23 protein-coding genes are annotated in these 21484 nt (G+C 59.4%); 15 read left to right on the top strand and 8 right to left on the bottom strand.

The features are described from left to right. The first annotated feature begins 81 nt into the window (after window positions 1–81). Window positions 82–609, top strand: coding sequence for a helix-turn-helix domain-containing protein (locus tag ACVDG8_RS36995; RefSeq protein ID WP_447250575.1), 528 nt, complete (start codon window positions 82–84; stop codon window positions 607–609). Between the two features lie 159 nt (window positions 610–768). Here ACVDG8_RS36995 and ACVDG8_RS36990 read toward each other — a convergent pair whose 3' ends face one another. The 4 genes from ACVDG8_RS36990 to ACVDG8_RS36975 are packed head-to-tail and all read right to left on the bottom strand — an operon-like array spanning window position 769 to window position 3926. Beyond that, on the bottom strand, window positions 769–2058 hold the full coding sequence (locus ACVDG8_RS36990; RefSeq protein ID WP_455707901.1) for a sensor histidine kinase: 1290 nt from the start codon (window positions 2056–2058) through the stop codon (window positions 769–771). Next, the gene (locus ACVDG8_RS36985; protein ID WP_447250573.1) at window positions 2055–2600 is read right to left on the bottom strand and encodes a hypothetical protein; all 546 of its coding nucleotides are present in this window, start codon (window positions 2598–2600) and stop codon (window positions 2055–2057) included. The genes ACVDG8_RS36990 and ACVDG8_RS36985 overlap by 4 nt, the downstream gene beginning before the upstream one ends. Then, window positions 2590–3291 (bottom strand): FkbM family methyltransferase, encoded by a 702-nt coding sequence (locus ACVDG8_RS36980; RefSeq protein ID WP_447250676.1) that lies wholly within the window; start codon window positions 3289–3291, stop codon window positions 2590–2592. The genes ACVDG8_RS36985 and ACVDG8_RS36980 overlap by 11 nt, the downstream gene beginning before the upstream one ends. 5 nt (window positions 3292–3296) lie before the next feature. After that, window positions 3297–3926 carry a response regulator gene (locus ACVDG8_RS36975; protein ID WP_455707900.1) on the bottom strand — a complete coding sequence of 210 codons (630 nt, stop codon included), beginning with the start codon at window positions 3924–3926 and terminating at the stop codon, window positions 3297–3299. 142 nt (window positions 3927–4068) lie between these two features. On the opposite strand from ACVDG8_RS36975, the gene ACVDG8_RS36970 reads away from it, so the two are divergent. Beyond that, a complete protein-coding gene (locus ACVDG8_RS36970; protein WP_447250570.1) occupies window positions 4069–4413 on the top strand; it encodes a hypothetical protein in 345 nt (114 codons plus the stop codon). On the opposite strand, the gene ACVDG8_RS36965 is transcribed toward ACVDG8_RS36970, so the two are convergent. The 3 genes from ACVDG8_RS36965 to ACVDG8_RS36955 are packed head-to-tail and all read right to left on the bottom strand — an operon-like array spanning window position 4410 to window position 5718. After that, window positions 4410–4574 carry a hypothetical protein gene (locus ACVDG8_RS36965; RefSeq protein ID WP_181061387.1) on the bottom strand — a complete coding sequence of 55 codons (165 nt, stop codon included), beginning with the start codon at window positions 4572–4574 and terminating at the stop codon, window positions 4410–4412. The two genes, ACVDG8_RS36970 and ACVDG8_RS36965, sit on opposite strands and share 4 nt — an antisense overlap. Next, on the bottom strand, window positions 4571–5119 hold the full coding sequence (locus ACVDG8_RS36960) for a thermonuclease family protein (protein ID WP_447250569.1): 549 nt from the start codon (window positions 5117–5119) through the stop codon (window positions 4571–4573). The genes ACVDG8_RS36965 and ACVDG8_RS36960 overlap by 4 nt, the downstream gene beginning before the upstream one ends. Further along, complete coding sequence (locus tag ACVDG8_RS36955) at window positions 5116–5718, bottom strand: hypothetical protein (protein WP_447250568.1); 603 nt, start codon at window positions 5716–5718, stop codon at window positions 5116–5118. The genes ACVDG8_RS36960 and ACVDG8_RS36955 overlap by 4 nt, the downstream gene beginning before the upstream one ends. 138 nt (window positions 5719–5856) lie before the next feature. On the opposite strand from ACVDG8_RS36955, the gene ACVDG8_RS36950 reads away from it, so the two are divergent. The 13 genes from ACVDG8_RS36950 (at window position 5857) to ACVDG8_RS36890 (ending at window position 19964) form a co-directional block, all read left to right on the top strand. Then, entirely contained in the window at window positions 5857–6459 is a 603-nt protein-coding gene (locus ACVDG8_RS36950) for a transglycosylase SLT domain-containing protein (protein WP_455707899.1), read from the top strand. A 12-nt stretch (window positions 6460–6471) separates the two neighbouring features. Further along, the gene (locus tag ACVDG8_RS36945) at window positions 6472–6786 is read left to right on the top strand and encodes a TrbC/VirB2 family protein (protein ID WP_447250567.1); all 315 of its coding nucleotides are present in this window, start codon (window positions 6472–6474) and stop codon (window positions 6784–6786) included. A 3-nt stretch (window positions 6787–6789) separates the two neighbouring features. Next, entirely contained in the window at window positions 6790–7083 is a 294-nt protein-coding gene (locus ACVDG8_RS36940) for a type IV secretion system protein VirB3 (RefSeq protein WP_006339854.1), read from the top strand. Then, window positions 7080–9482: a VirB4 family type IV secretion/conjugal transfer ATPase gene (locus ACVDG8_RS36935; RefSeq protein WP_447250566.1), complete on the top strand. Its 2403-nt coding sequence runs from the start codon at window positions 7080–7082 to the stop codon at window positions 9480–9482. The genes ACVDG8_RS36940 and ACVDG8_RS36935 overlap by 4 nt, the downstream gene beginning before the upstream one ends. Then, a complete protein-coding gene (locus tag ACVDG8_RS36930) occupies window positions 9466–10623 on the top strand; it encodes a transglycosylase SLT domain-containing protein (RefSeq protein ID WP_447250565.1) in 1158 nt (385 codons plus the stop codon). Before ACVDG8_RS36935 ends, ACVDG8_RS36930 begins: the two co-directional genes overlap by 17 nt. Before the next feature lie 9 nt (window positions 10624–10632). Next, window positions 10633–11367 (top strand): type IV secretion system protein, encoded by a 735-nt coding sequence (locus ACVDG8_RS36925; protein WP_447250564.1) that lies wholly within the window; start codon window positions 10633–10635, stop codon window positions 11365–11367. A 182-nt stretch (window positions 11368–11549) separates the two neighbouring features. Beyond that, window positions 11550–12593, top strand: coding sequence for a type IV secretion system protein (locus ACVDG8_RS36920; protein WP_447250563.1), 1044 nt, complete (start codon window positions 11550–11552; stop codon window positions 12591–12593). Between the two features lie 66 nt (window positions 12594–12659). Next, on the top strand, window positions 12660–13379 hold the full coding sequence (locus tag ACVDG8_RS36915; RefSeq protein ID WP_447250562.1) for a virB8 family protein: 720 nt from the start codon (window positions 12660–12662) through the stop codon (window positions 13377–13379). Further along, window positions 13376–14173 (top strand): TrbG/VirB9 family P-type conjugative transfer protein, encoded by a 798-nt coding sequence (locus ACVDG8_RS36910; protein ID WP_455707898.1) that lies wholly within the window; start codon window positions 13376–13378, stop codon window positions 14171–14173. The genes ACVDG8_RS36915 and ACVDG8_RS36910 overlap by 4 nt, the downstream gene beginning before the upstream one ends. Then, window positions 14173–15636: a type IV secretion system protein VirB10 gene (gene virB10, locus ACVDG8_RS36905; RefSeq protein WP_447250560.1), complete on the top strand. Its 1464-nt coding sequence runs from the start codon at window positions 14173–14175 to the stop codon at window positions 15634–15636. The genes ACVDG8_RS36910 and virB10 overlap by 1 nt, the downstream gene beginning before the upstream one ends. Beyond that, complete coding sequence (gene virB11, locus ACVDG8_RS36900) at window positions 15633–16658, top strand: P-type DNA transfer ATPase VirB11 (RefSeq protein WP_447250559.1); 1026 nt, start codon at window positions 15633–15635, stop codon at window positions 16656–16658. Before virB10 ends, virB11 begins: the two co-directional genes overlap by 4 nt. 12 nt (window positions 16659–16670) lie before the next feature. Further along, complete coding sequence (locus tag ACVDG8_RS36895; protein ID WP_447250558.1) at window positions 16671–18815, top strand: type IV secretory system conjugative DNA transfer family protein; 2145 nt, start codon at window positions 16671–16673, stop codon at window positions 18813–18815. Window positions 18816–19415: 600 nt separating this feature from the next. Continuing rightward, window positions 19416–19964 carry a hypothetical protein gene (locus ACVDG8_RS36890; protein ID WP_447250557.1) on the top strand — a complete coding sequence of 183 codons (549 nt, stop codon included), beginning with the start codon at window positions 19416–19418 and terminating at the stop codon, window positions 19962–19964. A gap of 187 nt (window positions 19965–20151) precedes the next feature. On the opposite strand, the gene ACVDG8_RS36885 is transcribed toward ACVDG8_RS36890, so the two are convergent. Beyond that, on the bottom strand, window positions 20152–21015 hold the full coding sequence (locus ACVDG8_RS36885) for a hypothetical protein (protein ID WP_447250556.1): 864 nt from the start codon (window positions 21013–21015) through the stop codon (window positions 20152–20154). Between the last annotated feature and the right edge of the window lie 469 nt (window positions 21016–21484).

Below are 21484 nucleotides of genomic sequence, written 5' to 3'. Positions count from 1 at the left end.
GGATGATCCGCGCGAAAAAAGACAGATCGAAAAGGCAGGTTTGTGCGACTACATCGATTTATGAAACGAGACGATACGGGCGTGGTCAACAACCCGTTGCGCGCCAACATTGCCCTGACGCTTGAGCGGGAGAGAGCCAGACGTGGTCTCTCCCATATGCACATGGCCGAGCTGTTTCGGACCGCCGAGGGCGAAAAACTGGCCTATCGAACTTACATCCAGACCGTGCGTCAGAAAAACAATGTCACGCTGACGACGCTGCAGATCATGGCAAGCGGTTTGCAAGTGTCTTTTGCAGGACTGCTCGCCGGCGGGAAGAAGGTTCCGGATTGGGCGCATCAGTTGGACGACAATGCGATCCGCAAGCGTCTGGCGCAGATCATCGATATTGAGCGACAACGACGTACTTTGCACCGCTATGAGATGGCTGAGCTCATCGGCGTGGCGGAGGCGACATACATGAAGTTGGAACGCGCGAGCGGCAACATCAGCGTCGACACGATTGCCGCGATCGCCAAGGCGTTGAAACTTGATCCAGCGACCTTCCTCTTTTCCGACAAAATTCCCCCAACAACTGACCACCTGCTTCTGACGCAGCCGGAGTCGTAGATCCTCATTTCAGAGAGCCGTAAGCTGCCAGGGTCATCATCGGCTAGGCTGGCCCAGACGAATGCTCGGCAGGTTTTCGCGATGGTAGCGCATGCCCCTGCGCTTCAAGTGAAAATGGAGCAGAGCTCTTTGCGATCCACCCGCGCCCTCTACCTTTTTTCAGCTGGCACCTGAGGACGATTGCCAAAATGTAGCTGCGGTGGAACGCACAGGAATCCTGACCTGCACGGTTGTACCGACACCTTGGGCGCTATGGATGACGAGCTTTCCGTTTAGCGTCGAGACCATCTGGGAACATGCGGTCAGTCCAAGGCCAGTATGATTTCCAGCTCGCGTTGAAAAGAAAGGGGTAGTTGCCTTTGCAACGATTGCAGGTGGCATGCCTGCGCCCTTGTCGGCCACTTCTAGCACGAGATAACTGCGGGGGAGGAATGGTTGTCGTTTGAGTGTCGCGGAGATGAGTACTCGTGCGGTTCTGGCGCTGGAAAACGCGGCCAGAGCGTTTTCGATCAGCTCATTGACCACCAGCCGGAAGGGCGCCGCCGGCACAGGATGCAGACGCGCTTCAGTATCGACCCGAACTTGCACGAAACTGCTGCGATCGCGCGTGAGATCCTCAAGCAGTTGGCCGAGCGCCACGGTGCTGGAATCTTGTGGTGCATAGGCGATCTGAAGCACGCTGTTGGTGATCGATTCCAGTTCGTTGGCAGCACCGCGCGCAGCGTCAAGCATTTCACCACTCGGCTGCTTGTCTGGCTGTGCGTGCTCAAGGAAAAGACGCAAGGCTGTAACACGCGATCGGGTCATATGCGCAAACAGCGACGCGAACGAGCGCATATGCTGGTCACGGCGATTGGCCGAGGAATAGCGCTGATGGATAACGAGATAGAAGGTGGCACCGAGGCCAAGCGCTATGGCGAAGATGAACCAGTTGCGCGAGGCCGCAATGTCGATGTTGGCGGTCTGCTGCAACGTGGCGCTGTGATCAACGGTGGAGCTGGAGATCTCGTAAATTGACTGTTCGAGCTTGGTCATGTCGGCAATGGCTTGTGTGTAGTTCTTGCGCGCCGACACAAGGGGGGCGATTTTCTGCTCGAGGGTCAGGCGAACCCCGCCTAGGAGTTCGGCGTCATGATCGGGAAAAAAGCGGTTCAGATAGGGCAGGTTTTCCAGCTGGGCGACGTTGACACTCACCAGCGCCATTTGCCGATCGATGTCCGCATCAAGCTTGCCCGTCGCGTCGGCAATGCGAAGATAGCCATAGACCCGTATAAGGCGCTCGCGAATCTGTGCCGCGCGCCACTGAATCTCGAAGGTCTGATTGAGGATGGCATCCGTCTCCTGGCGATAGCGGTCGGATTGGATGAATGTCCACGCACTCAGGCCAAGGGCTGCAGCCATACCGAGATACGGCAGAACAGCGAGCAAACGGCCGTTGTAGAACTTCATTGCGTGGCGCGTAGGATGACTGGGAAAAACACCCAGATTGAGTTTCTTGCGGGAACGTAGGAAGCGGGCAACTGGTCGAAGGGCCAAACAATGAAGATGGGCCCTTTCTCAACCATGCTGATCGGGCGGAACTCCTGGCCTGACGAGCAGAGCGAGCTGGCCTTGTCGTTCTCGTTGCAACGACGCTCGACTGCCAGGATCGGATTGTAAGACTGGATTTCGTCCATACGAATATCGGAAACGAAGTTGTCATAGGCGACAACTTTCACCGCCTGCGCGGCGGCAATTCCAGCCTTGGCAAGCACGTTTGCAAGCAGCGGCCCACGATATTCAATTTTCTCATTGTCGCTCGTCCAGGGGGTACGCGTGTCATAGGTCTGTTGTGGAAAGTCTGCCCGCAGCTGCTTTACCGAAAAGACCGCGACGGTCTTTCCGCTGGCGTCTTGAACCGACACTTGGTTGGGATCGAGGGGAATTTCCTCGGCGGCGCTGGCGAGCGGTAGGGCCATGGCAAATAGCGCGGCGAGAGCGTTACGCAACATCTTCCATATCCTCGTATTCGCGGGGTCCATCGTTCTTGGCGAAGAGCACGCAAGGTCCTCGGGAGCCCCGCGGATCGTAGGCAAATCCCTTTTCTGCGAGCGCAAGCGTGATGTTGCGGATGCCGTCAAGGCCATAGAGATGGTCGTGCAGCTCAAGAAAGATGCGCTCGACGCCGGGCAACTCGGCATCCTGCAGAAGTTCTTTCTCGGCACCTTCAATATCCATGACGAGGGCGTTTATTCGATGATCGGTGATGAACCGATCGACGTCGCCCGAGACGATCGAAAGTTCGCGCTCATACGGTCCCTGGTCTTTGTCCGTGGAAGACATCCAAAGGTCGCGGCGAACGTAGAAGGTGAAGGACCGCGGCGGACCTGCTGTGAGGATACCCTGAGAATATGTGACATTGTCGAGATCGTTGGCAGCTATCACGCGCTTGGCTAGTTCCGCTGTTGCAGGATTTGCTTCAAAAGCCCACACCTGAACGCCGGGGATTTTTGCGATCAGTGCGGTGATGATGCCGATACCCGACCCTAGCTCCAGTACGCGATCGCGCGCCTTGACCGCCCTGAAGATCCACTTCGCTTCCTTTGCTTCATAGCTCTGGCTTTGAAGCGCTCGCCAGATTACCGGCGAAACATCCTGCGGTTCGACGGGAACCTTGATCCCATGTACGGTTAGAGAGGGCATCGCGATCACAGTCCCTGCGGTAGCGGATGACCTTGCCTCATGAGCTTGGCGCGAGCCTGCTTGTAGTACTTCTCGGCCGAGCCGGCATCGATGCCGAGCCGATCGGCCATGAGCGAAAAGATCTCCTTGCGTTTCACGCCGGGTGCGCGGTGCGCCATCATGTCAATGGCCTCCTGTTCGCGCGGTGTAAGGACGGAAAAGCGGTAATCGGGCTTGGTCATGACAGCCCGCGACAGGCGCAAGGAGAATCCCTTTGTGGAAATGTCGTCCAGTACGTCGCTGAACACGCCGGGCGCAAGGCCGGTCTTGCCGAGATAGGCGGCGGCGCCGATTCGCCGGAAACCATCTGCCTCGGAGCGGTTGTCGGAACCGGTGACGACAATATGGATGGCACTGGGTGAAGCCTCGATGATCCTATCGACGACAGCGACGCGATCGCCTTGTGAGGTGGGATCAAAACCGGGTAAGCCAGGATCGATCACGACAATGTCGAAATGGTTGTTTTGAAGTTCTACGGTCGCGATGTTCAGCGTTTCGGCGCCCAGAACGACGCATTTTTCGAAGCTTGCTTGCACTTCGTTCATCAGTGCCAGACGCATAAGCGTCTGGTCTTCGACCACCAGGGCACGAAACATCAGAAGCCAATCCTTCTACGCAGGCGCCCCCCGCCCCCTGTCTTTCAGAATTGGTCGCTTCAAAATAGGGATGGTGCCATCCCTATTTTTCCTCACCTCCACGGCTATCTGTGTCTGACCGATGTAAGCCAGGAGCAACACGATGCCTATTCAACTGGTCTGCAGCAACCGACAGATGGAAGCGGCAGAAGGCGTCGCGAAACTGATTGCGGAACATCGTCAGAGCGTCGCCGAGCTTGAAAGTCTCGGCAAGCAAGCGATGGAGGCCGAGGGGAAGGATGCGGTTCTGCTGGGTCAAAAGCTGGACGCGATTATGGCGGAAGAGGCCGCAGTGCGAAGGCGTGCTGCCATTGCACCAGTAGCCACGATCGCGGAAATGAAAATGAAGGCTGCTTACTTTCAACGGCTGACGGCTCATGGCTGGTGCGAGATTGACGTCGACGATTTGCGCGCGTTGCTCGGTTCTTTCACGAAACTGCAGTCCTAGGAGAAGAGTGCTGAAATCCATGCAGCCACGGTGTTCCAGGCCGCATACAGCCCTGCAGGCACCAAGATGATCGCCAAGAACGCCGCAGCTCCGCCAATAGCGCCGTCACCGCGTCCTTCCACGGGATAGTAATATTTGTGCGCCTCATCGTCGTGCTTCATTGTTGTCTCTCCGACCGCTTATTTAGCAGCAGCTGAACAGGATGCTGAAACGTCATGCCCCACAAACCTGCACGTTTCATCTTAGCGTTGATTTCCGCGACGAGGTAGTTCTCATTGACGGCTTTGCCCTTCGCTGTCGTTGCGGCAAACGCGTATCCGGTCGCTATGAGCGCGGTGCCGACGTCGATTGTGTCGCCATTGAGCTGCGCACCGCAGACGACAAAGGCCGCCTTGTCGAGGGCGTAGCCGATTGGCTGGCATGTCACCGCAGCGCTATCGAACACCGCAGCAAGGTGCGCCAGCGAGATGTTCCCGCAATCGAGTTTGTTCCCATTTGGCTGTTCAGCCGACGTGCCGCGAAGACATGACTGCACGCCATAGAGGCGGAAAAGGTGGTCGCCGTCACGCCACGTATCTCCAGTCAGCAGTTGAGCCGATTTCGATACCGCGAAGGGCGTTCGCACGGCAGACTCGGATGCATCCTGGGCCTGTGCCGATGCGCACAAACCAAATGCCGCCAGCACGGCGAAGATCGCCTTTTTCATTCCTGGAACTGTCCACCGAGGTCGGCGGAATGCTCCAGATCGGGGCGCAGCGACTTGCCGTCCTTGTTGCGTCCGATTGCCGCCATGTCGAAAAAAACCATTTCGTCATCATCGTAGGCGACGTTGTACGGGTCGTTTGCATTGCCCGCACCCACGAGAGAGAAACACGACACAGCGTCGGGTTCACCCTTCCTGCTTTGCAGCACAAGTGTTTTGCAAAGCACGACAGATGCACGGTTGTTGTAGATTGCCTCTTCGTAGTCCTGCGCGGCTTTCGTGCAATCCCACTGCTGCGTCTTGTACGCAATCTTCGGTTTTGGGCAGGCGGCAAGGCCGCGAAGCCGGTATGTGACCCCGTTGACCACGCGCTCGGTCGCCGACGGCACTTTAACTGGCCCGATGATAGCGGCCGCATCACGCTGAAAGAGTACGCCTTTCGCATCGTAGCGTTCATAGACAAACACCTTTTCGCCCGGCTTCGCAAACTGGAGCAGGTAGTGCTCTGACGGCTGCGAGAAGGCACTCGGGGCGTCGGCGCCTGCAGCATAAGCCACGGCACCCTGGAGCAGAAAAACCGTGCAAAGGGCCGTCTGTTTCATCGAAATCCGTCCTCGCGGTGCATATGGTATTGACACTTTACTAGGGCTGCGTGTAGCCATAGTAAAGTGTTAAATTTTGGCGACAGTATGAACACTCGAACAGCTCTCCTGCTCACTCTGTGTGCCGCTACAATGCCCTTGGAAGCTCACGGCCGGGATCTGGCATCAGACCGCGTCGCAGTCGCCTTTGCAACGCCGGCGCAAGCCCTTCCCTCAGTCGGGGCGCAGGGGCCTGGGGCGTGCAAGACCGGGAACCGTACTGAAGTCGCCGAACTTGTGCGTTCAATCGCGCGGGACGAAGGCTTCGACGCCGATCTGGCCGAGGCGATTGCATGGGCTGAAAGCGATCTCGGCGCCAATCAGGGTCCTTCCAAGGCCGGAGCCCTTGGGATCATGCAGTTGATGCCGGCGACGGCGGCCGATCTCGGCGTGCGCGACCGTTGCGATACGCGGGCGAACGTTCGGGCTGGCTTGCGCTATCTGAAGTCACTCTATGACGAGTTCCAGGATCCGCTGCTGATGCTGGCGGCTTACAACGCCGGGCCTAACAGCGTCTACAAGGCGCAAGGGATTCCGGTGAATCCGGAGACGGCGGAATACATCGTGAAAATACTGAACCGCTGGAAGTTCGGCGGTGTTGTGAGGAAGTCCGTCCTGACCAAATCCGAAATGCTCGCGGCCGCTCCGCCAGCAAGCGGAGACGCTTGGCAGGAGGGTCATGTCATGGATTTCGGCAACTGAAAGGAGCCAAGGGTGGAATACAGGAAAGCGGGCAAATTTGCCCTGAAATTGGCCTTGGCCTCGGCGGTCGGAATAGCTCTGGTGCCAGCCACCGCATACGCCCAGTCGGCCGCGCCCGTCGAAAACGTGCTGCAGTGGTTCGTCGGAGTTCTGCAGGGCAACATAGCCCGCTCATTCGCCATCATCGCGGTCTGTTTTCTCGGCTTCCTCGCCATGACGGGCCGGCTGGCGTGGATGATGGCTTTTTCCATCATCATTGGCATCGCTCTGATCTTCGGCGCTGCCCAGCTGGTGGATGCGGTTCGCGCGACCGCGGGAGGCAGCTGAGACATGGATGACGAGGAAGTCTACGTCGAGCCGGTCAGCCTGCCACTAACACGCCCCCCAATGAAATGGGGCGTGCGCTATGAAGTTTTTGCACTGAATGGCATCCTGGCGGTGATCGGCTTTATCGCCACGAGCAGCTTCATGCTCGGCCTTGGCGTGTTCGGCGTGGTGCATCTGGTCAGCGCATATCTGTGCCAGCGTGACCCCTACATCTTTCACATTTTCGAACGCCGCGTCTCCAAACGCGGAGCCGTGGCGAACCTCACTTTCTGGGGGGCGAGGAGCTATTCGCCATGAGCCTCGACGCGGAGCTGAAATTTGGCCGTGAGCGCCGCCGCGAAAAGCCGGCTGCGATGCACATCCCCTACCTTCGCCATGTCGATGACAATCTGATCGTGACGAAGAGCGGCTTTCTGGTCGGCGCCATCCAGCTCAGCGGCCTGCCGTTCCAGACCATGGACCAGGCCGAGTTGAACAGCCGTATGTTCAACCGCAACACGACGTTCCGCAATCTCTCGACCTCTCGCTTTGCGGTCTACACAACGATCATCCGCCGCCACGTGACGCCGGAGATCGAAGGCGACTTTGACAATCCTTTCGTGGCCGAGCTCGACGCCCGCTACATGGATGAGCTTGGGTCAAAGAACCTTTTCGTCAACGAGGCGTATCTGACGGTCATACGCCGTCCGATGGTCGGCCGGGTCGGCTGGGTGGACAAGGCGCTCAATGCGTTCCGCATCAGCACCGCAGGCGAAGAAACCCGCGAAGATGCAATAGTCGAACTGCATGACATCCTTGACGGGATGGTCAAGGATTTCACGGCCTATGGTGCGCGTCTTCTCGGCGTCGTGAAGCGCCGCGACAGTTTCTTTTCCGAGCCCGCGGAATTTTTGGCGAAGATCCTCGCCGGCGGCATCGACGTGGAAATGCCTTTGCCGCGCATGTCCCTTGGCGATGTTCTGGCGACGCGACAGCTGTTTTTCGGCAAGTCGGCGTTGGAACTTCGCGGGCCGGACGCCGCCAAGCTCGGCGCCATGGTTTCAATCAAGGAATACCCGCCGTTCACGGCTCCGGGCTCATTGGACGGTCTCTTGCGCCTGCCACATGAGTTTGTCCTGACCCAGAGTTTCGCGATCGAAGACCGTGTAACGGCGATGCGCAGGATCAACACCATCGCCAACCAGGTTGAGGGTTCCGACGAGGCGGGCACGACGGTCGAGGTCTCCGTCCATGACGGCGCCGACAAGCTGGCCGGCGGCGAAGTCGTGTTCGGACAGCATCACATGAGCGTCATGGCATTGGCCTCGGACATGAACGGCCTCAACCGTGCGCTGTCCGACATTACGGCGGAGCTTTCGCGCATGTCGATCGTGCCGGTCCGCGAGACACTCAACACGGAACTGGCTTTCTGGGCGCAGTTGCCGGGAAACTTCAGCTACATCGCGCGACGTGCGTTGATCTCGTCGCTGAATTTCGCCGGCCTTTTTTCAGGACACAATTTCCCGTCCGGCCAACGCGAGCGGCTGCATTGGAACCGGCCCATCGCCTTGCTCGAAACAACCAGCCAGACGGCCTACTATTTCAATTTCCACGTTCACGATGTCGGGCACTTCACGGTGTTCGGCCCGACCGGCTCGGGCAAGACCGTCGTGCTGTCGTTCCTGATGGCGCAGGCCATGCGCATCATGCCGCGGCCACGATGTGTTTATTTCGATTACATGCGCGGCGCCGAGATTTTCGTTCGGGCGCTCGGCGGTCGCTACGAGGTGATGGAACCTTCCCAGCCGACCGGGTTCGCGCCGTTGCAGCTTGATGATACGTCAGAAAACCGTTCTTTCCTGGAAGATTTGCTCATCTACATTCTGACGCCGGAAAGCGGCGCGCTTGAAGTGGCGGAGATGCGCGTCATCAACGCCGCCGTCGACATGATCTATAAGATTCCGCGCCAGCAGCGGACCTTCGACCTGCTGCCGGAAGTGCTGCGGGGCTCGCTCATGCCTGGCATGAACGATCTGGCGGCGCGCATACAACCTTGGCTCGACCCGAAGGACAAGGGCTGGCTTTTCAACAATCCCGTCGATCTGGTCGATTTCTCAAAACCCGTCGTCGGCTTCGACATGACCAGGATCCTGGGCGACAGAAAGCTGCGCTCGGCGGCGTTGCTCTACATCTTCCACCGTCTCGAGGACATCATCGATGGCTCGCCGATCATGCTCTTCCTCGATGAAGGCTGGAAGCTGCTGGACGATGAGGTTTTCGCTGCCTTCATCAATGAGACACTGAAGACCATTCGTCGGCGCAACGGCGTCGTCGGCTTCGGCACGCAGACGGCGGAAGACGTCGTCAATTCTTCCATCTCGTCGTCGCTGATCGAGCAAACGAAGACCAACATTTTCTTCCCCAATCCGAAGGCGGGCAAAGAGTCCTACATGGAGCGCTTCTCGCTGACAGCGAAGGAATTCGAGTTCGTGCGCCGGACCGCGAAGGAAACACGCACCTTCCTCGTCAAGCACGACAGCGACTCGGTTGTAGCCAAGCTCGATTTGTCGGCGATGCCCGATCTCATCAAGGTCTTGTCCTCGAACGAAGCCAACAGCAAGGAATGCGCACGGCTCCGGGAAACCTTCGGCGACGAGCCGCAGATGTGGCTACCGTACTTCTGCGGATGGGAGGACGAGCATGACGAAGCGGCTTAGCAGCTTTTGTCTGGCCGTGGCTCTCGCGACAGCCGGAAGCACGACCGTGGCTGTCGCTCAGATCGCCGTCATCGACGGGCCGAACCTCGACAAGCGGCAAGAGGACGAGCAGCACAGTACGAAGTCGGATGAGGCCAAGAAGGACGAAACCGACAAGAAGAAAAGCGTCGTTTGCACCTATTCGAACAAATACCGCTCACAGATGTTTCGCCGGTCGCCTGCCGAAGCGTTGCAGCGCGACGCGGGCAACGTGAAGATGATCCGCTATTATGCGCAAAAGTACGGTGTGCCCGAAGGCCTGGCGCTTTCCGTTGCCTATCAGGAATCACGATTCGACACATGCGCCGGGAGCCATACCGGCGTCAAAGGTGTCATGCAGCTGACCAAGGGCACCGGCAAGTCCATGGGACTTGACCGCGACGTGAACGAGCAGAACGTCGAAGGCGGCGTCAAATACCTCGGAATGGGCGTGAAGCAATGCGGGGCGACGAATTACAGCTGTCTCGCCTCGTTCTACAACGGATCGAACGCAGGCGAGCAGAACCAGTGGGCCGGTGGTGTCGGCCGTTGGAACAGCTACTTCAACGACTATGTATCGAGCGGCGAGGCTCCGGCCGCTGCGCCGCCACCCTTCTCGATCGTAACCGCCGACGGCGCAGGCGGCTCGGCCCAGAACGACGCTATGGGCGCGGTCAGGAAGGCTGCGGGCGGCCTCGATGCAAGCTCGTCGCAGATGGGCACCAACGACGCGGCAATCGAGGCGCTCTCGGGCTCTGTTGGCCAGGTGACCGAATACAAAGATGCGTGGGAGCTGAACTCGTCGGCTCGCGGGATCAACGCCGATGTCACCAACCAGTACCTCGCCCAGGCGGGGGATTTTACGACGTTGCTGGCCCAACTTCTATCGTTGCAGAATGTTCAGGCATCGCAGTCGTCCAAGCTGGTGCAACAGCCGAAGAGCGGCTCTCCAAGCCCGTTCTCTTGTGATCCCGCGGAACTGGAACGATTGAGGATCGATCGCGGCCGGTGGCTACCATGCGCACTTGAGAACGCGGGGGCAAGCTCGGCCGACAGCAGCTCGATGATCATCACCAGTGATCCTGCCGGCGCTGCCAGCGTGATCAATTCTCTACAGCAATAGGAGGCTGACATGAAAAAATTCGCGATTGCTACCAGTCTGGCGCTTTGGGCAAGCACGGCCCACGCACAGATTGCCGTCATTGATGGCGCCAATCTCGATGTCGCCCGCAAGAATGCGGACAACACCAACTCCATCATGGATTCGAACAAGGATATTCTGAAAAAGAGCGAGGAGATCCTGCAGGCTCTCAGCGGCAGTCGTGACGGTTCGCTCGGCATCGGACAAATGGGCCTTGGCGGCAACATGTCGATTGCCCAGGCGCCGTCGTTCGGATCGATCCTGAATGGCGGCGCGCTTTCGTTTGGTGGCCTGTCGCCCGAAATCCAGAAAATCGCCGGCGCCGTCATCAATGGGCTCCAGCTGGTGAAACAACTCCAGCAGATTGCCGGCAAGGAGACAAGCGCCGTCAACACAGCCTATGGCGGCAGCGTCAACGTGGCCTCGCTGCTAAGCGCGCTGACTTCGCAGGCCTCGCAGGGCGTCACCCAGCGCCAACAGTCCCTGCAATCCGCGAGCGGGCAGATTGGGCAGTCGCAGGACGTCAAGGGATCGGTGGACCAGAACACACGAATGCAGCTGGAAAACGCGCGCGCGGTCAACGAATTGATCGGTGTCCAGAACGGCGCGGTCGCCGCCCTGAATGAGAAGCTGAAGGGGGATCTTCTTCGTCAAAGCCAGGTGCAGAAGATGATGACACCGCGCAACGTCAATCCGTTCGCGGAATTTGGCAAGAGCGGAGGCTAGCGCTTGTCGAGGCGGGCGTTGCACATATGCGTTGTAATTGGGCTCGGCGCCGTGCTTTTCGGATGCGCAAATCGCGAACGGAAAGCGCCGTGTGGGCCTCTGGCGTATGCCCACGCCGACGAATGCGGCGCGCTAAAACCGGTCAATTCAACGCCGTTCGCCAACATCATTGACGAGGATCCATGAACGGTCTCGCCGCAAGCATTCTGGGTGGCATTGACAACATCGGTGAGGACTTCGTCCGCACCGTCTACATGCAGTTGGGCAATGCGATGGGCAACGTCTTCACCCTCATGCTGACCCTCTATATCGTGTGGTGGGGCTATTCGATCCTGAGCGGGCGGGAGTCGATCTCGCCGCTTGAAGCGGCCTATCGCCTCGGCCGCGCCGTCATCATCTATCTGCTGCTGACCGGATGGGGCACATTCTCCGCGACGATCTACCAGCTTGTTCAAAGCATTCCAGATGAGGTCGGCAAGGTCATCGTCGGCGCCGTGTCGCGAGCCACTGGGAATCAGCTCAACGACCAGGCGGCAATTCCAGCGCTGATCGACAACCTCTACCAAGGGGCGCAGGACGTCGCCAATCAGGTTTATAGCGGATCCTTCTACGACATTTTTGGCGCGCTCTTGTCGCTGCTCGTCCTGCTGTCGGCCATCATCTTCGCAGCGCTTGCCATTGCCGCGATCATCGCCGCCAAGGTGATGTTGTTCATCACGCTCGCCCTGGCGCCGATATGGATCATCCTTTGGCTTTACCGATGGTCCTCGCGCATGAGCGAAGGCTTCCTTTCGCTCACCACCTTTCTCATGATCCAGCAAATCCTGATCTACGGCTTTCTCGGTTTCTACTTCTCGCTCGTCAATGCGGCCCTGAACACCGCCACGTCCGGCGGAGCGACCATGGACAGCAAGATGTCGCTGGTGCTGCCCTTGGTGCTGGTGACGATCATCGGGATCTACGTTCTCATGCAGATACCCTCGATTGCTTCCATCCTGAATGGCGGCGGGTATCTCAGCACCGTGGGCGCATACAACCCTTATAGAAACTTCGGCAGAAACGCCGTGCGCTACTCCGGTGCACGATGGGCCGCCGGCCGCGCCGCTCGGGGCGCCCGGCAGCTCGCCGCAAACCGCTTCCGATCCCCGCGAGCAGCAAGGGCGGACGACGCGGCTCGCTCCGCCATCCAGCAAGGTGCGCGCGATAACGCCAGGCCTCTGGCCTAGAACATACGAACGATCATCGATCGCAGCCCTGGATCAGAATGCGTCACGCAAACGAGGCAATCGTAAGTGTCAACACCATCGGAAACAGCTGCTAACAGCGGCAGCGAGCTCGTCGACAGACGCTATTACAGAGCGGGCGCGACCTGGGAAGACGACACGCACAGGTCAATGCGGCGGTCGCGCACATTGGCATGGATCGTCAGCGGCGTTTCCGGACTGGTGGCGGTGCTGTCGCTGCTGGCGCTCGTGCTGATCCTGCCGCTCCGCCAGTTCGAACCCTACGTTGTCGAGGTCGACAAATCGACGGGCTACCTCGAGATCATGCGCGCGCTGAAGCCTGGAGATTTATCGCAGAACGAGGCCGTTACGGCGGCAAATCTGGTGCGCTACATTCGTGCCCGCGAAACCTTTGATCCCCGTGAACTGAAACAGAATTACGACCTGGCGCAGCTCTACTCCACCGACGCGGCGTCCAAGGATTTGACATGGCTTTTCACACCTGCAAATCCGCAATCGCTCGACAAGATCTATGGCCGCAATGTCACTGTCGCGGTCGAGATCAAGTCGGTTTCCCTGCTCAATCGCAACACGGCCTCGGTGCGCTTTGCCACGACGACGCGTCGGGACAATTCGTCCACGGCCAACAATTGGGTGGCGGTGATAAAATTCCGCTACACCTCCACGCCGCTCAAGAACGAATGGCGTTTCGACAACCCGTTGGGATTTCAGGTTACGGATTACCGCCGCGACCAGGAATCGGCGCCGGCCGCGGGGAGCCTGCAATGAGACGGCGCCTGAAGCTAGTGCTGTATGCCGCCCTTCTCTTCTACGCACCCCATAGCGCGACGGCGCGCGATGGCCGCATCCGATATGTCACCTTCAACAATGACGACGTGACCACGGTGCGCGCCGCTCTCGGTATTTCAACCATGGTCGAACTCAGTCCGACCGAAGTCATCGAAACTGTCTCCGCTGGCGACACGAAGGGCTGGTCGATCATTCCCAAACGTGGATCCAGATTTCTGTTCGTCAAGCCGCTGGAGCGCGATGCCTGGACCAATGTCAACGTCGTCACCAACCGGCGCGTCTATTCCCTGCTGCTGCAGGCAACTGACAATAGCCGCGACCGCGCATCCTTCCAGGTCCGGTTCAAATACCCGGACGAGGATATCAACGCGCGCCTGCTCTCACAGGCCAAGGAGAGCGCCGCCGATCCGGATTTGAAGCACCTGAACTATGCCGATCTCAATTACGACTATGCGTACAAAGGCGATGACAGCTTGAAGCCGCGCACCGTATTCGACGACGGCACCAAGGTGTTTCTGGAATTCAAGGGTGACATTCCGGCGATTTTCGTGGTCGACGACAAGCGCCATGAGTCTCTGGTCAACGTTCGCACGCAGGGCAAATACACCGTCATCGACAAGGTGGCACGGCAGTTCACCTTGCGAGCCGATGGCAAGACGCTGTGCCTTTACAACCGGGCTCGACCCAACGCCATCGATCCAATCGAGCAGGTCTACGGTCCAACGAAACTGACAGGTGGTTCCACCCTGTTCGGATCCAGCGGGGGGCGGTGATGACGCAGATCGACTATAACCAACTGGACGGCAGCCCGACGGTCGCGCGGCGCGGTGCGGGTGTGGGTACCAAAATCGCCCTGGTCGGCCTCGGCGTGGTGCTGGTGGGCGCGCTGATATGGCTGAACTGGCCTCGAGAGCCGGTATCGCGCGATCTTCGCAGCGATGGCGAGGAAAACTTCAACCCGCCGGAGTTTCGCCCGCCGGCGTTGAACGAGCCGCCTCAACCTGCCGACGGCACGATCGACCAGATCGTGGTGCCCCCGCCGGCCGCCGACCAGAGTGGCACGCAGCAGGCTGACAATGTCGATCAGACCGTGCAGGAGGGCGCAGACCTTGATGCGCAGCGGCGCGCGCTGGAGGCACAAATGGCGGCCGAGGAAGCTCGCCGCAAGGCCGAGGCGGAAGAGGCCCGCCGCAAGGCCGCGGCTGAGGACGAGGCTCGCCGCAAGGCTGAGGCCGCCGAGCATGAAAAGGCGGTGTGGGAACGCTTGCGGTCGAACCAGATGGTGACAAATGGTGAAACCGGCTCGACGGATGCCGGCGCCCAGGCGGCACAGGTCGAAATCGCGCCCGACGGTCAGATCGTCCCGGTCCCCGGAGCCGACAGTGATCCCAACAAGGCATTCCTGGCACAGTCCGAGGCAAGCTCTTCCGGCATCGTCAAAGCAAAAATCTTCCGACGCACCGATGCGTTGATCCCAGAAGGAACGATCCTTCGCGGCTATTTGGAAACCGCTGTTAACACCGACCTTCCCGGCGCGGTGCGCGCTGTCGTGCGTGAGGACGTGTTTTCGCTCGACGGCAGGCGGATCCTCATTCCGAAGGGCTCGCGCCTCACCGGAGAATACCGCTCGGGGCTTGCGCGCGGACAAAAGCGTGTTTTCATCGTCTGGAACAGGGTCATTCGCTCGGACGGCATTTCCGTCGATATCAAGTCGCCCGGTGCAGATGCGATCGGCCGCGGCGGTATGGGCGGCCGTGTCGATACGCACTGGGTTGAACGATACGGCAACGCCATCATGCTTTCCGTCGTTGGCGGCGTCTCTGAATATCTGTCCTCGCTTGGCGATAGGAGCCAGGATGGACAACAGCGCCAGGTGTCGACGATCGATCCCGTAACTGGTGAGACCACGACCATAACTTATGGTGGCAATGGCTCGCAGCGCGACGCCCGCGGCATCGCGTTCGACAAATCATCGACCGCCCTGCAGCAACTCGCGCAAGAGGCTTTTCGCGACACGCAGAACATTGGCCCGACAGTCTACGTCGACCAGGGTACATCGATTGTCGTGCTGGTACGGCGAGATCTCGATTTCTCGGATTTGTACGCCGATCCCGTCCAAGAAGAAGTTGCGCGTCTGAGGGCGGGTGGGCGGCCGAAGACGGCGATTGATCCGACGCCCCTCTACGCGACTCCGAAGGATCATTTCTATCCCGGCTATGGGAGCCCGGTGAAATGAACGCCCTGCATCCCCTCCCCGACCCTTGGGCAAGAGCCCCGGTCCTGCGCGCTCATCTGGAGCCAATATGGTCCTATTTGAACGAAGACGCGGTTTCCGAGATTGCGATCAACAGGCCAGGTGAATTGTTCATCGAACGCCTCGGCGCCAAGGAAATGGAGCACGTCGTCAAGCGCGAAGTCACGCCCGGCTGGATTAGGCATATCTCGACGGGCGTCGCCTCGGCGACAAATCAGGTCATAAACGAAGAAAAACCGGTCCTGTCGGCAGCGCTACCCTCGGGTGAGCGCATCCAATGCATCTTGCCGCCCGCGGCTCCCGAAGGCGGGGCGATTTCGATCCGCAAACAGGTCATCATGGATATGAGCCTTGATGCCTACAAGGATCTTGGCGCGTTCGAGGACACGGCGATGGGCAGCGGCTTGGCGCTGTCAACCGAAGAAAAGCGACTTGTCGAGATGTTGCAGGACACGTCGCCGATGGAGTTCCTGCAGTATGCGGTGCGCAACCGCGTCTCGATCGTCGTTTCAGGCGGCACGTCGACCGGCAAGACGACGTTCTTGAATGCGCTCTTGAAGGAGATCCCGGCTCATGAACGGATCATCACGATCGAAGACACCCGCGAACTGAGGCTGCCGGCTCCCAACAACGTTACCCTGATAGCCTCGAAGGGCGACCAGGGCCTTGCCAAAGTCTCCGCCCAACAGCTGCTTGAGGCCTCGCTTCGCATGCGGCCCGACCGTCTGCTGTTGGGCGAATTGCGCGGCGCTGAAACCTTCGCGTTCCTGCAGGCGGTCAACACCGGCCACCCGGGTTCGCTCACGACCGTTCATGCGAATTCCGCCCGATCCGCCTACGAGCGGCTGGCGCTGATGGTCATGCAGGGCAGTACGGGCCTCTCACGAGGCGAAATCCTCGACTATCTGCGCGAGGTCATTCCGGTGGTCGTCCAGATGGTCCGCACCGAAGGCGGCCGGCGCGGCATCAGCGAGATCAAGTTCACCAAGGCCGAGACGATCTAGCGGGGCCTATCCATGCAGAAAGTCGCAACAGCAATTTTCATGGTGCTCATGGCGATGGCCCTGGGTGTCCTGCTCTTCACGGTCGCCTATACCGCGACTGATTGGTACCGGACCGGCTCCCACGTCCTGTTCGACCAGCTGAACGCCAATCCATTGCCGGTCGTTCGTCAGGCCTGGGGCGACACGATGGCGAGGAATTTTGGCCGGGTCCAATACGCCATTGCAGCGGGCGCATTAGGGTTTCTTGCGCCCCTGGTCAGCCTGTTTCTCATGCGCCCGAGAAAGCGCAATGACTCTCGCTTCATGACGATGAGCGGCGTATCGAAAACCGGCCTGACGAAAGTGGGCGGCGTCTTCGTCGGCCGAGCCGGCGGTAGGCTTGCCGAAATTTTGTCGCCCGGCCGCGATCGGCGCTCCGGCAGGATCCGCTTAAGGCACCGCAAGCTGGTCGGCGGCAAGAAATTGTGGATTGATGGCGATGATGTCGGCGGCTTCGTCATAGGGCCGCCGCGCTCCGGTAAAGGCACGTCTCTCATCATCCCGAACGCCTTGACCTGGCCGCATTCGCTCGTGGTTCTCGACCTGCGGGGCGAGACCTATGCGGCGACTGCTGGTTACCGTTCGACCATGAGCCGCGTGGTGCGTTTCGCGCCAGCTGATCCGGACGGCAATACCGCATGCTACAATCCCATGGACTTCATCTCGCTGGATTCGGCACAGCGCGACATCGACCTTCGCAACATCGCTGCGGCATTGTTTCCGCGCCCCCCTTCGAACGCGGATCCCTATTGGGTCAACGATGCCCGCCTCCTCTTTACCGGCATAGCGTCCTTCGTCATGGAATCGCCTGCGATCCCGAACGAGAAGAAGACCTTCTCCACAATCCTCGAGATCATGAACGGCGCCGAGCGGCCGCTCCTCGAATTCATCGGCTCGCTGCGCGAGGAACGCCGCCGCGAATGCTCGCATTTCACGCTGCAAACCCTGTTGCCATATTTTGAGATGTCTGAGCGGCAGTTTTCTGGAATCTACGCCGGCGTGCGGACCGGCATGGCCCCCTTTCTCAACGAGCGCCTGATGCGAGCTACCTCGCGCAGCACGTTCGATATTCGCAAACTCAAGCGCGAGCGGATCTCTCTTTATCTCGACGTGCGACGCGAGCAGATCACCTCGCTTGGACCGTTGTTCAACGTCCTGATTACGCAGATGATGAACTTCATGTCGGAAACCATGCCGCGTCCGGACGAGCATCCGGTGCTTGTGCTGCTCGACGAGTTCCAGAACCTCGGCAAGCTCGAGAACGTGACCGAAATGGCGAGCGTGCTCGGCGGCAACGGCGTTTCGATGTGGTTTTTCGTGCAGTCGCTGAAGGCTGTAGACGAGATCTATCGCCAGGAAGGGCGCAAGACGCTCATCAACGCCGCTCGCGTGCAGATCTTTTTCGGCGCGCAGGACGCGGACGATCTGCGCTACGTTTCCGAGCAGCTCGGCGAAACGTCGGACGTGCAAAAGGACGTGACGCGCACCAAGGCTACGTTGTTCGACACTTATTATACTCGCTCCGAGCACCGCAAGGAAGTGCGGCGGCCCCTGATGCGGCCGGACGAAATCCGCACCCTCGACAAGAACAAGGTCATCATATTGCCGCGTGGGGAACTGCCGATCCTTGGCACGCGAAATTTCTATTTCGCCGACGGCCAGCTCGCCAAACGCGCGTTCATGCCCCTGCCCGCCTCTACCGACGCTTCGCGCACGAAAAGCCCTGCATTGGACGCTTCCGCGGCAGTTCCATCTCCTGCGCTCCCGACGATTGTGCCGGCAGCACCCGCGTACCGCTCGGGCCTTATGCAGACCCGCTTGCGGCGCGGCGCGACATTTGCCGCAAAGGCAGGCCGTATAGCTCCGCCGCCAAGCAGGCGCGCACCCGTAAAAGAACGGCTGAAAGCGACAGACGCTGAACCAGCTTATGCCGCTATCGATTTCTCCGCGTTGGCGGCCAAAGCGGTGACCACACGCATACCGCCCGAGAAAGAAGCGGCTGTTGCGGCGATCCTGAACAAGGTGCGATCTCTCCGAGCCCACGCATCCGATATCGAGGCGTTCGATAGGAATTTGAGCGTCGTCGAAGATACTTTGCCTAGTGTAGTCGATGGATAGTCTCTAAAGACGCAACCACGATTGTTAGCGGGCCCGATTGTAATTTCGCCTAACAGGAAGCGGCAGAGATTGTCTCACAGTGCGTTGCCGGGTGGCGGCTTTGGGGCCGTTTCGAGATTGTCGGGTGTTGGGAATCGCTCCACGGTAAGCTGCCATTCTGGGTCGGCTTCATCGGGCAAAGTTTGCCCGGTCAGTGTTCGACCCCATATCGCCGCCTGATCGGTCATTCCGCCAGGCTCAAGGCACCTCGAGCGACTTCAGCGTCTTAGTCGTCCGAGCCCCGACGAAACCCGGGCAGGAACACGCGAAATCAATTCATGTGGTTCGGGTGCACGGAGTCCGTGAGGACGGAGGAGCCTCGGTCGTGTCGATTTCGCTTCGGCGAGAGGGGCAGCCTCCTTGGCCTCCCTCATGGCCGCGTCGGCGGCTTGATAGGCTCTCGTGATGCGTCAGGGATGGAAGCCGGATGGGCAAGACCGCATGCGGGCTCGGATCACGACATCCCGTTCAGACGCACTATTTTTGTAAGTGTGTTACTTTTTGGCTTGTATAACGTTTGGCGGCGACCTATATCGGCTCCACCCACTCACGGAGGTACCGATGGCGAATGACCCGAAAACCCGAGTACGCACGCAGCGGGAAGCCCGATTACTCGCCGGCTGGCATGAAATACGCACGTGGGTGCCAACCAAGGAAGATGCCGATGAACTTTTGGCCCTGGCGGACCAGAGGCGCAAAAGGGCCGCACACACTCAACGCTCGAAAGGAGCCGAGATGAAACCTGAGAACTTGGCGAAGATCCTGGCGGCGATTGCGAACCAGGGGAGCAAGAAATACAACACCCCCTCCGGCCCGGTGCTGGAGGCCCTGTCCGACATTGCCGCCCAGGGCGATGTCGGCGACGTCGCACGCGGATTCCAGCTTTTCGCGAGTGCCAAACCGACCAACGCAACGGTGGTCGCGGGCCATATCCCGGCGAAAATCCTCAATCAGTACCTCTTCCGCCATCGCGGCATCGTCGCGACAGCGTTCCTTGCCTGGGAGGAAACCCACAAGGACTGGGCCGACCGTCTGAAACAGGCGCTCCGCAACCCGCTGATGTTCGAAAGCGCAGTCGACGACATGGCGGTAGGGATTACGGACATTTAATCACGTACGCGGTTCGCTGGACGAAAGAAGGATGCCCGGCAAAGCCGGGCATCCTTTCGGCATTCAGGCTCCGCAACGCTTCGTCGGCATAGGCCGAAAGTGTCTTGGTCGCATCGGGCAGGTCATACGCCGACATATCGAGGACGGACCGGGCAAAGTGAGCGTCAGCGTAGAGGACTAGGCTCAATCAAACCTTTGGGGCAGCTGCTGGCTTCTCCGCTTCCTTTGCATCAGCGACAGCTGCCCGCTCTTTGGGCGTCGGGAAAATGGTCTGAAGCTCCTCGGGTGGTATCCGCTCTTTGCCCTTATCAAGGATGCCACTGGTACAGATCGTGATGAACCCGACTCCAAACTGCGAGGTGGAGATCATGAAGTCCTCCTTCTCCTTGTACCCGTAACGGTAACCGAACCGCCTGCCGTAATCCTTGATGTTGCCCCGGCCGCCAACCTCTTTTTCAGGCAACATCCTATTCACGTAGTCGGTTAGCTGCGACGCGCGCGGATGGCTGCTGTGAACCGTTGCGGTCCAGATGTAGTGCTTCTTCGTAAGGAACTTGCCGCCCGTTTGTTTGTAGTAGATCGCACACGCCATCTTCCGCCCGATCCTCGTGGCCGCCGCCGGAAACTCTGCAGGCACACCAGCCAACGGCATGTTCGACAAATCGGCGTCCGCTGGCACATGAATCCCCATTTCAGCCAGTGCCGCCGCCTTGGCCTGATTGCTGAGCTTGGTGTTCAGGAGCGCGGCCGGATAGTTGTTCTTGATGCCATCCTGCAGCCGCCACATCGACCACAAGTCTTTGGTGAACAGGTCGGGGTTTCCCATCTGCATGTGATAGCCGAATATCTGGTCCTCCGCCTTGGTCGAGCCGTTGCAGGCCTCACACGCGGGGAACTCAAAACCCTCCGGGAAGAACCCACGCGGGAAGCACGCCTGAGGCGGGATGTGGTCGACCGTGGACGACTTGGTCACGCCTCCACAAAGGCAGCACAGCGGGTTGTCCTTCAGCAGTTGCTGGTAGCGGCTTTTCTTTTGTTTGGCCTGTCCCATTATTTCAGCAGCCCGTGCAGGAGGTCGTTCAGCTGGATGGTGCCATGTGCAAACCCGTCGGCGAGAGCATCGATTTCCGGAATCGAGAGCCGCGCGCTTTGCACGATTAGCTGCTGTTCCGCTTGCTCGAAAGCCCCGCGTCCAACCTTGCTCAGGCCGATGCCGAACGACGGTCAGTCCGGACTGAACTGTACCCGTTAAAGCATCCTTGTCAGGTCTAAGTTTAGCACGGCTCGGTTTCGCATAGGTTAGCAGGCTACATCTACCGGGCTAGGGAAGCGCGGATATGTTTAGCGACCTGGCTAACGGCCCTTCCGCTGCGCAAACAATGGGACAATCGCAAGCGCAGCGTTCGAACCAGCGTCGGCCATAATGGCCAATATGCGCCGGATCTCGGGCCTGTCGCAGCCCGCGTGATCGGCCAACGGCTTCGCGAGCGCGGCGGCGCGGTCGCCAAGATCATCATATT

It is taken from the genome of Mesorhizobium sp. ORM8.1 (assembly GCF_053005525.2).
Note: the sequence above shows the minus strand (reverse complement) of the source record. Positions and strands in the feature narration are given on the sequence as shown.